The organism is Streptomyces griseorubiginosus (assembly GCF_017614965.1).
Classification (GTDB): Bacteria; Actinomycetota; Actinomycetes; order Streptomycetales; family Streptomycetaceae; genus Streptomyces; species Streptomyces griseorubiginosus_B.
In genome coordinates this window covers 25,650-34,536 of sequence record NZ_WVUG01000062.1, presented here as the reverse complement: position 1 = coordinate 34,536, position 8,887 = coordinate 25,650, and the positions used below count along the sequence as shown (strand labels likewise).

9 protein-coding genes and 1 pseudogene are annotated in these 8,887 nt (G+C 72.2%); 7 read left to right on the top strand and 3 right to left on the bottom strand.

From position 1 onward, the window contains the following. Nucleotides 1–298: 298 nt before the first annotated feature. On the bottom strand, nt 299–1,156 hold the full coding sequence (locus tag GRC12_RS14945; protein WP_208779729.1) for a DUF3152 domain-containing protein: 858 nt from the start codon (nt 1,154–1,156) through the stop codon (nt 299–301). Nucleotides 1,157–1,296: 140 nt separating this feature from the next. Here GRC12_RS14945 and GRC12_RS14940 point away from each other — a divergent pair, with 140 nt between their 5' ends. The 4 genes from GRC12_RS14940 (at nt 1,297) to GRC12_RS14925 (ending at nt 4,643) form a co-directional block, all read left to right on the top strand. After that, the gene (locus GRC12_RS14940) at nt 1,297–1,977 is read left to right on the top strand and encodes a response regulator transcription factor (RefSeq protein ID WP_208779728.1); all 681 of its coding nucleotides are present in this window, start codon (nt 1,297–1,299) and stop codon (nt 1,975–1,977) included. A 29-nt stretch (nt 1,978–2,006) separates the two neighbouring features. Continuing rightward, a complete protein-coding gene (locus tag GRC12_RS14935) occupies nt 2,007–3,464 on the top strand; it encodes an ATP-binding protein (RefSeq protein ID WP_244372861.1) in 1,458 nt (485 codons plus the stop codon). After that, nucleotides 3,461–4,027, top strand: coding sequence for a hypothetical protein (locus GRC12_RS14930; protein WP_208779727.1), 567 nt, complete (start codon nt 3,461–3,463; stop codon nt 4,025–4,027). Before GRC12_RS14935 ends, GRC12_RS14930 begins: the two co-directional genes overlap by 4 nt. A gap of 103 nt (nt 4,028–4,130) precedes the next feature. Further along, the gene (locus GRC12_RS14925) at nt 4,131–4,643 is read left to right on the top strand and encodes a MarR family winged helix-turn-helix transcriptional regulator (RefSeq protein WP_208779726.1); all 513 of its coding nucleotides are present in this window, start codon (nt 4,131–4,133) and stop codon (nt 4,641–4,643) included. On the opposite strand, the pseudogene GRC12_RS14920 reads toward GRC12_RS14925, so the two are convergent. Next, nucleotides 4,604–4,966: pseudogene (locus GRC12_RS14920) on the bottom strand (MFS transporter); the annotation flags it as partial. The gene GRC12_RS14925 and the pseudogene GRC12_RS14920 overlap by 40 nt on opposite strands. Nucleotides 4,967–5,049: 83 nt before the next feature. On the opposite strand from GRC12_RS14920, the gene GRC12_RS14915 reads away from it, so the two are divergent. From GRC12_RS14915 to GRC12_RS14905, 3 genes are all read left to right on the top strand, one after another. Continuing rightward, the gene (locus GRC12_RS14915) at nt 5,050–5,430 is read left to right on the top strand and encodes a DoxX family protein (protein WP_208779725.1); all 381 of its coding nucleotides are present in this window, start codon (nt 5,050–5,052) and stop codon (nt 5,428–5,430) included. After that, nucleotides 5,427–5,894 carry a peroxiredoxin gene (locus tag GRC12_RS14910; RefSeq protein WP_244372853.1) on the top strand — a complete coding sequence of 156 codons (468 nt, stop codon included), beginning with the start codon at nt 5,427–5,429 and terminating at the stop codon, nt 5,892–5,894. Before GRC12_RS14915 ends, GRC12_RS14910 begins: the two co-directional genes overlap by 4 nt. A 79-nt stretch (nt 5,895–5,973) precedes the next feature. Next, nucleotides 5,974–8,319: a SpoIIE family protein phosphatase gene (locus GRC12_RS14905; protein WP_208779724.1), complete on the top strand. Its 2,346-nt coding sequence runs from the start codon at nt 5,974–5,976 to the stop codon at nt 8,317–8,319. Here the strand turns inward: GRC12_RS14905 and GRC12_RS14900 are convergent, their stop codons facing one another. After that, nucleotides 8,320–8,757, bottom strand: coding sequence for a cupin domain-containing protein (locus GRC12_RS14900; protein ID WP_208779723.1), 438 nt, complete (start codon nt 8,755–8,757; stop codon nt 8,320–8,322). Between the last annotated feature and the right edge of the window lie 130 nt (nt 8,758–8,887).

Here is an 8,887-nt window from a genome sequence, read left to right as displayed (position 1 = left end):
CCACCCCACCTCCTCCAACGCCACTACACCCGCAAACACGGCCCCAACGCCTACTACGGCAACCCGGACAAGACGCCGACCTCCAGCTGAGCCGGCGCGGTCGTGCCCAGCAGCCCGGCCGGCGGCTGCCCGTAGGAGCTCGTGGTCCGATCGTGTGCATCCCGGGTGCGTACCACGGCTCCCGGGCGTGCCGGTTGCTCCTGGCCGCCGACTTCGTCAGCTCAGCCACGCGGCGACGTGGCTGCAGTGACCGAGCATGTCCTGGAGCTTGTGCCAGGACTCCCCGGACGGGTCGGGCTCAGGAGACGGCGGGCCCGGTGATGTAGCGGCCGTGCTCGTTGTACGGCCACACGTTGGGCACGCAGCCGTGCATGCCCTTGATCTGCTGCATCATCGCGGGCGCCGGCTTTCCGGGGCCCGGGCAGCCGGCGTGGCCGTGGCCGAGGAAGTGGCCGACCTCGTGGTTGATGATCAGCGCGCGGTAGGCGGTGACGTCCTTGGCGTAGACGGGGGTGGCCAGCAGCCAGCGTCTGAGGTTGACCATCACGTTGTGGGAGACGCTGCAGTTGACCTCACCCCCGGTCTGCAGTCCGTAGGCACCGCAGATCCTGTCCACCGTCCGGGGGGTCGCGATCTTCACGGCGAAGTCGGCGGTGCCGCCGGAGACGCGCTGGAACGCCGAGTGGCCGTCGGCCGTCCAGCCGCGCCGGTCGGCGAGGATCCGCTCGACTTCCTCGGCGGCGGCCCGGGGGGACAGGTCGAGGCCGTCCTCCACCTCGACCCGGTAACGCCACACCTTTCCGGTGCCGACCTTGCGGCTGGTGCCGGGAGCGGTGGTGAACGTGCCCGGGCCCGCAGCCGGGATCGCCTTGGGGGAAGGAGACGCCGAGGGGCTGTGGCTGGGGGAGGGCCTGCCGCTGTGGGACGGCGTGGGGGCCTTGGACCCGGCCTGGGTGTGTTCGCGGGTCCGGGCGTCCGCCTGGTCGTCGCCGTGGCCGGGGGCGGTCCAGCCCACGACCGCGAAGCCCGCCGCGCCCAGCACGGCGATCGCGGCGACACCTCCCCACAGCCGTCCCTTCCGTCCGCTCACCGCGGCGTGGGCGGGGCCACTGGGACGGCGGCGGCTGCTGGATCGAGTTGCTTTGTGCGCGGTCATGGTGGCTCAGGTTGTGACCGCTTTGTGATCGAACCTGGCCCGCGAGGTAACGAAAAGATAACGCCCATCTGGTTGGCCGCTCATGTGATCATCCGGTAACAGAACCCCGGCCGGGCGCGGGACGTGCCGATACTGAGCCCATGCCACGTGTACTGCTGATCGAAGACGACCGCGCCGTGCGGGAGGGAGTCGCCCTGGCCCTGCGTCGGCAGGGGCACGAGGTCGGTACCGCCGTGACGGGGGAGGAGGGGCTCAGGCAGGCCCGTTCCTTCCGGCCGGACGTCGCGGTGCTGGACCTGATGCTGCCCGGCATGCCCGGCCTGGACGTCTGCCGTGCGCTGCGAGACCTCGACCAGACGCTGCCGATCATCATGGCCACCGCGCGGGGCGACGACGAGGACATCGTCGTGGGGCTGGAGGCCGGAGCCGACGACTACGTGGTCAAGCCCGTGCAGGCGCGGGTCCTGGACGCCCGCATCCGCGCCGTGTTGCGCCGGGCGGCCCAGGCGCCGGGCGACGGCGGCATACCGAAACTCGACACGTACGGGGACCTCACCGTCGACCGGGCCGGCTTCTCGGTCGCCCTGCGCGGTGTGCCCGTGGCGCTCGCCGCCTCCGAACTGCGCCTTCTGCTGACCCTGTCCGCATCGCCCGGGCAGGTCTTCAGCCGGCAGCAACTGCTGGAGGCGGTCTGGGAGCACAGCTACCACGGCGACGCGCGTCTGGTGGACGCCTGCGTCAAGCGGCTGCGCGCCAAGATGGGCGAGCCCCGCTACATCGAGACCGTGCGCGGCTTCGGCTACCGGTTCGCCGCACGGTGACCCGCGCTCGCAGGGCCCGCGTGCGCGGGCTGTCCGCCCGGCGCTCCAGAGTGCCCCAACTGCTCGGCCTGCGCACCCGGTTGGTTCTGGCGTTCGCGCTCGTGGCGGCGCTCACCGCGACCACGACCGGCGCCCTGACCTTCCGCGAGGCGCGCACCGGTGTGCTCCAGCAGAGCCAGGACGCGGTGATCTCACAGCTGCGCGCCCAGGCGAACCGGCTCGCCCCCGACCTCGACATACCGCCCACGCAGGACGGGTTGCGGCGGTTCGCGTCCGACGTCGCGGCCTCCGAACCGTCCGGCGCCTGGCGGGTCATGGTGACCTACGGCGAGTTGAGCGCGACGTCCGCCGCAGGCGATCGGTTCGCGGAACTGACGCCCGCGCTGCGCGAGGCCGTACGGTCCAGTGTGGCGACCGTCTTCCAGCGGGTCCGCACCGGCGACCACACCTCCCTCGTCGTCGGCATGTCCGTGGCGTTCACCACCGGCGCGGCGTCGGGCCTGCGGATCTTCCTGACCGTCCCCCAGGCCACGGAACAGGCCTCTGTCGACGCCCTGGTCACGGCCGTCGAACGAGCCACCGTGCCCGCCCTGGTCCTGGCCGTGCTCCTCGCGCTCCTCGCCGCCCGCGGGGTGCTGCGCCCGGTGCGCGCGCTGCGCAGCGCCACCCGCAGCATCGCTGAGGGGCGCCTCGACACCCGCCTGGCCGTCAACGGCTCCGACGAACTGGCCGACCTGTCGCACACGTTCAACGAGACGGCCGCCGCCCTGGAGGCGTCGGTGGCCGAACTGCGCGGCATGGAGGCCCGCGCCCGCCGGTTCGCCGCCGACGTCTCCCACGAACTGCGCACCCCGCTGGCCGCCATGTCGGCGGTCACCGACGTCCTCGACGAGGACGCCGCCCGCCTCGACCCGGACACCGCCACCGCGGTCCGCCTGATCAGCGAGGAGACCGTGAAACTGGCCCGCCTGGTGGACGACCTGATGGAGATCTCCCGCTTCGACGCGGGCGCCGCGGTGCTGCACCTCGACGAGATCGACCTCGCCGAGTCACTGCGCCGCACGCTCGCCGCCCGCGCCTGGACCGATCTGGTGGACACCGAACTGCCGCCACCCGACACTCTGCGCGGACGCGTCGACCCGCGCCGCCTCGACGTGGTCGTGGCCAACCTGGTGGGCAACGCCCTCCGGCACGGTGCCCGCCCGGTCCGGCTGCGCCTGACCGGCTCGACCGGGACAGAGCCCCGTGCCGTCATCGAGGTGCTGGACAGCGGCCCCGGCATCCCCGCCCACGTCCTGCCCCACGTCTTCGAACGGTTCTACAAGTCCGACGCCGCCCGCACCCGCACCGAGGGCAGTGGACTCGGCCTCGCGATCACCGCCGAGAACGTCCGCGTCCACGGCGGGACCGTGCGCGCCGCCAACCGGCCGGAGGGCGGCGCTGTCTTCACCGTCGAACTCCCGCTGCACAACGAGGAGAACCGGTGACCACACCCGTACGCCGCTGGGCGTCCGTCATGCTGATACCGGCCCTGGGGCTGCTCACCTCCTGCGGCATCCCCACCACCGGAGTGGTGCAGTCCGGCGTCCCCGCGAGCGGGCTCGTGCCGACCATCCGGGTCTACTACGTCACCGGCGACGTCCTCTACGGCGTCTCCCGCCGGACCGCGGCGCCACCCGACGTCGGGTCGGCGGTCCAGGTGCTGCTCAAAGGTCCCACCCCGGGCGAACAGTCCGCGGGCCTGAGGACGCTGCTGCCTTCCGTGGCGTCCCCTCCCACCAGTCTCTTCCCCACCGAAGCGCCCACCCTGGACCAGAGTTCGGCCGCCCAGACGTCGAAGTGGGTGCAGATCACCTCACGCAAGGACCGCGTGGACATCCGGCTCACCGTCGCCATGGGCGGCAAGACCGAACTCGCCGCGGCACAGCTCATCTGCACAGCCCTCGCGGCCGAACGCGTCGGCGCCCCCGGAAGCAGGCCGCTGCCCGTCACCGTCACGGCCGCGGAGGGCCGCGAGATCCGGTCCTCCGACACCGCATGCCCGGACTGAACGAAGGGCCGCCGTACGGTCGGCATCATGCGCACGCAGTACACGAGGCGAACGTACGCAGTAGGTTACTTGAGTTACGCAACAAGATGGTAAAGTGGATCGCATGGCCACTCCACCGCTCCCCGAACTCCCCGACACCCCCGCGTCCGAGGAGGTCATCGAGATCGAGCGCGCGCTCACCCGCATCACCTACCTGAGCACCCGCGCCCGACAGCACGAGCGGCTGATGGCGCTTGCGGGCGTGCCTCTCGACCGCGCCGCCGTGGCGCTGCTGCGACAGGTCGCCGACTCCGAGCCACTGCGCCCCGGCGAACTCGCCACCCGCCTCGGCGTGGAGGCCTCGCACGTCACCCGCACCGTGCAGCAACTGCAGAAGTCCGGCTACGTCACCCGCGTCCCCGACCCCGACGACCGCCGCGCCCAGCGCATCCAGCTCACCGAGACCGGACAGCAGGCCATCGACCGCGTCCGCGACGCCGGCGCCCGCGGCATGCAGCTCGCCCTGTCCGACTGGTCAGCGGAGGAACTGCGCCAGCTGGCCACGCTCTTCCACCGCATGGTCGACGACTTCCTCACCTATGCCATCGACGAGGAAACCGAGCACACCACGGTCTGACGCCCGTCACACCGACATCGCACGGGCAGGCCGCGCAGCAGCAGCCAGCCCAGCGCCGGCAGCGCGATCAGCGCCAGCAACGCCGTTCGCAGCGACGTCACGTCGGCCAACGCCCCCAGCGCCGGCGCGGCAGGAAGTCCTGACCGAGCGTGACGTGCAGCGAGAACGGCACAAACAGCCCGGCCCGAGGTCAGCGCCACGAACAGATACACCACCGGCCCCGGCACCAGCACCACGCCCGCCACCGCCAGAACAGTCAGGGCGTACGAGCGCCGCACCACCGCCAGCCGTCCGTACCGGTCGGCCATCCGGCCCCCGGCCACCGCCTCTTGGAACCAAGGCCCGCGCGGAGGCGGCTCTTACCGTCCGGCTAGTATCCCGCAGCAGGCCCCCCAGAGGAGGTACCGTGCCACGGTCCGAACGCTCACCCCTGCTGCTCGCCGGCCTCTTGGCCACCGCCGGAGTCGCCCACTTCGCCTCACCACGCCCCTTCGACGCGACCATCCCCGACGCCCTGCCCGGCACCCCGAGGACCTGGACCTACGCCAGCGGCGCCGCCGAACTCGCCCTCGCCGCCGGCCTCGCCCTGCCGCGTACCCGCAAGACCGCGGCCCTCGCCGCGGCCGCGTTCTTCGTCGGCGTCTTCCCCGCCAACGTCAAGATGGCCATCGACTGGCGCCACCGCCCCACCCCCCACAAGGCCGCCGCCATCGGACGACTGCCGCTGCAGCTGCCTCTCGTCCTGTGGGCCCGCAGCATCGCCAGGAGTGGGGAGAGCCAGGCATGAGCGAGCCCATCACCATCGGCGACAAGGTCGACGACTTCGAACTGCCCGACGAGACCGGCACCCCCCGCACCCTCTCCGCACTCCTCGCCGACGGACCCGTCGTCCTGTTCTTCTATCCCGCGGCCCTGAGCGCCGGCTGCACCGCCGAGGCCTGCCACTTCCGCGACCTCGCCGCCGAGTTCGCCGCCGTCGGCGCCCACCCCGTCGGCATCAGCGGCGACACCGTCGAACGCCAGCAGGAGTTCTCCGGCCGCCACACCCTCGGCATGCCTCTCCTCTCCGACGCCGACGGCACCGTCCGCGAGCGCTTCGGCGTCAAGCGAGGCTTCAACCTCGCCCCCACCAAACGCGCCACCTTCGTCATAGCCCAGGACCGCACCGTCCTCGACATCATCCGCAGTGAGCTCCGCATGAACACCCACGCGGACCGCGCTCTGGCGGCTCTGCGGACCCACCAGAAGTGACACCCGCGCAACGCGCGACCCGCGCCGGGGTCGCGCGTTTCGGTTGAAGCGGTGCGACAAAAGAACCATCCTGAACTATATGGAGCACGGCTCTGCTGCGGTGATCGTCGATGCCGGGGGCATGGTGACGGGGTGGAGCGAGGGTGCCCGGCGACTGACCGGATACACCGCCGACGAAGTCGTGGGGCGGGCGGCGCGGGAGCTGCTCGTCGAGGCGCCGTCGGCCGAGGCCCTGGCGGCGCTCGCCGGGAGGCTGGTGGTGCGGCATCGGGACGGTTCGAGCGTCAGTCTCGATGCGCGGGCCTGTCCCGTCACCGGTGAGGGCGGTGCGGCGGCGGGGCATGTGATCACGGCCGAGGCGGCCGGCGGGCCGCGGGAGTCCGAGCTGCTGGCCGCCCGCGCATTTCAGCAGGCGTCGATGTCGATGTCGGTGTTCGACACGCGCCAGCGCTATCTGCGGCTCAATGACGTGGCCTGCCGGGTCATGGGAGTGTCGGAGGACGCCCTGCAGGGCCGGCACTTCGCGGACACCGTGGAGGACGCCGAGCACAGCCGTGGCTTCCTGGCCCATCTGCGGCAGGTCGCCGAGACGGGCAAGCCCACCCGGTACGAGAGCTACACCGGCGCCCCCGCACTCAACCGTGATCACGCCTGGACCACGGACATGTGGCCGCTGCGGGACGCCTCGGGCGCGGTGTGCGCGGTCGCGCTGGCGGCCTTCGACAGTACCGAGCAGTACTGGGCCCGTGAGCGTCTGGCGCTGCTGAACGAGGCGGCGGCGTCGATCGGAACGACGCTGGACGTGGTCCGTACCGCCGAAGAGCTCGTGGAGCTGCTGGTGCCGCGGTACGCGGACTTCGCGAGCGTGGATCTGCTCGACTGGGTGCTGGCCGCGGAGGAGCGGCCCGCACTGCCGGACATCGACATCGTTCTCCGCCGCGTCGCGCACGGCTCGGTGACGGAGGGGACGCCGGAGGCGGCGGTGCGTATCGGGGACGCGGACTTCTACCCGTCGTTCTCTCCGCCTGCGATGGCTCTGCGTGCGGGGCGGGCCGTCGTCAGCCAGGCGGGGGAGCCGGAGTTCATGCGGTGGGTCGCGGAGCGCAATGCCCGCGCTCCGGCGGGTCGCCCCCGGCGCAGAGGTGTGCACTCGATGCTGGCGGTGCCGTTGCGGGCGCGCGGCACGACCCTGGGTGTGGCGGTGGGCGTACGGATCGCGAATCCGGACGACTTCGGCGGCGACGACGTCGTACTGGCGGAGGAGCTGGCCAGCCGGGCGGCCGTCTGTATCGACAACGCCCGTCGGTTCGCACGCGAGCGCAGCACGGCGTTGGCGCTGCAGAACAGTCTGCTGCCGAAGGGCCTGCCCGGACAGGCCGCGGTGGAGGTGGCGCACCGGTATCTGCCCTCGGGCGCGCTGGTCGGTATCGGCGGCGACTGGTTCGACGTGATCCCGTTGTCCGGCAGCCGTGTCGCTCTGGTCGTCGGGGATGTCGTGGGGCACGGCATTCCCTCGACGGCGACGATGGGCCGGCTGTGCACGGCCGTACGCACGCTGGCGGACGTGGATCTGCCGCCGGACGAGCTGCTCACCCACCTCGACGATCTCGTCACCCATCTGGCCTCGGGCGACGGCGGAGACGAGGTCGCGGAGCTGGGGGCGACCTGCCTGTACGCGGTCTACGACCCCGTCTCGCGGCGGCTGAACGTGGCGGCCGCCGGTCATCCGGGGCCGGCGCTGTTGTTGCCGGACGGTACGGCGAGCCTGATCGAGATGACGGCCGGGCCGCCTCTGGGCGTCGGTGGTCTGCCGTTCGAGGCGATGGAGCTGGAAGTGCCCGAGGGCGCGGTGGTGGCCCTGTACACCGACGGTCTGATCGAGGACCGCGACCGGGACGTCGACCATGCCACCGCCGAGCTGTGCCGCGCGCTGACCGCCCCCGTCGACACGCTGGAGGCGCTGTGCGACACGGTGCTGAAGGCGGTGCTGCCGGAGGATCCCAGTGACGACGTGGCGCTGCTGCTGGCCCGCACCCGGGCGCTGGGCACGGACCAGGTGGCCACCTGGGACATCACCCCGGACCCGGAGCGGGTGGCCGCGGCCCGGCAGGCCGCCACCGAGCAGTTGGCGGCGTGGGGTCTGGACGAGGCGGCGTTCGTGACGGAGCTGGTGGTCAGCGAGCTGGTCACGAACGCCATCCGCTACGGCGCCCCGCCCGTCCAGCTGCGGCTGATCCGCGACCGCACGCTGATCTGCGAGGTCTCCGACGGCAGTTCCACCTCACCGCATCTGCGCCGGGCCCACGCCTTCGACGAGGGCGGCCGCGGACTGCTGCTGGTCGCCCAGCTCACCCACCGCTGGGGCAGCCGGCAGACCGGCCGGGGCAAGACGATCTGGGCCGAGCAGCCGCTGCCTCCGGGCTGATCACTGGAAGGGGCAGCCGGGGTTGGGCACGTCCTCCGAGTAGGGGGCGCCGTGCGGGAGGACGTAGAGGACGTCGAGGACGAGTGGGGTGGCGCCCTCGTTGCGGCCGAGGTGGACGTCGCCGGGGCCGCCGGGTTCGCGGACGGTGGTGCCCGTCGGGTAGACGCCGTCCTCGGCGCAGTCGGAGTGGTAGTGGCTGAGGGTGCCCTGGCGGACGAAGCCGTAGACGGTGCCGTCGTGGTAGTGCCAGCCGGTGGCCTGGCCGGGCGGGACCGTGATCTCGCGCAGGACGTAGTCGGTGTCCCCGACGGTGGTCTGGCTGATGAGCTTGGCGGTCACCCCTGGGCCGGGCGGTGTGGCGCCTGCCGTACCGGAGATGGTGAGGGTGGTGGTGGTGACGATCGCGCCGACGAGGGCGCAGCGGAGCGCGGTGCGCATGCGAGGGGCCTCTCTGGACATGGGGGGAAGATCGAGTACCGCCGTGAACATAGAGCCCCGGGAGGGGGGTTGGGGCCGGAACGGATCAATCCGGCGGGGAAGTGGACCGGTGGGCCCGATTCCGTGCGAC

Coding starts and splice junctions, on each gene's coding strand:
- GRC12_RS14945 (WP_208779729.1), bottom strand. CDS start 1,156: ATGACCGCGCACAAAGCAACTCGATCCAGCAGCCGCCGCCGTCCCAGT.
- GRC12_RS14940 (WP_208779728.1), top strand. CDS start 1,297: ATGCCACGTGTACTGCTGATCGAAGACGACCGCGCCGTGCGGGAGGGA.
- GRC12_RS14925 (WP_208779726.1), top strand. CDS start 4,131: ATGGCCACTCCACCGCTCCCCGAACTCCCCGACACCCCCGCGTCCGAG.
- GRC12_RS14910 (WP_244372853.1), top strand. CDS start 5,427: ATGAGCGAGCCCATCACCATCGGCGACAAGGTCGACGACTTCGAACTG.
- GRC12_RS14905 (WP_208779724.1), top strand. CDS start 5,974: ATGGAGCACGGCTCTGCTGCGGTGATCGTCGATGCCGGGGGCATGGTG.
- GRC12_RS14900 (WP_208779723.1), bottom strand. CDS start 8,757: ATGCGCACCGCGCTCCGCTGCGCCCTCGTCGGCGCGATCGTCACCACC.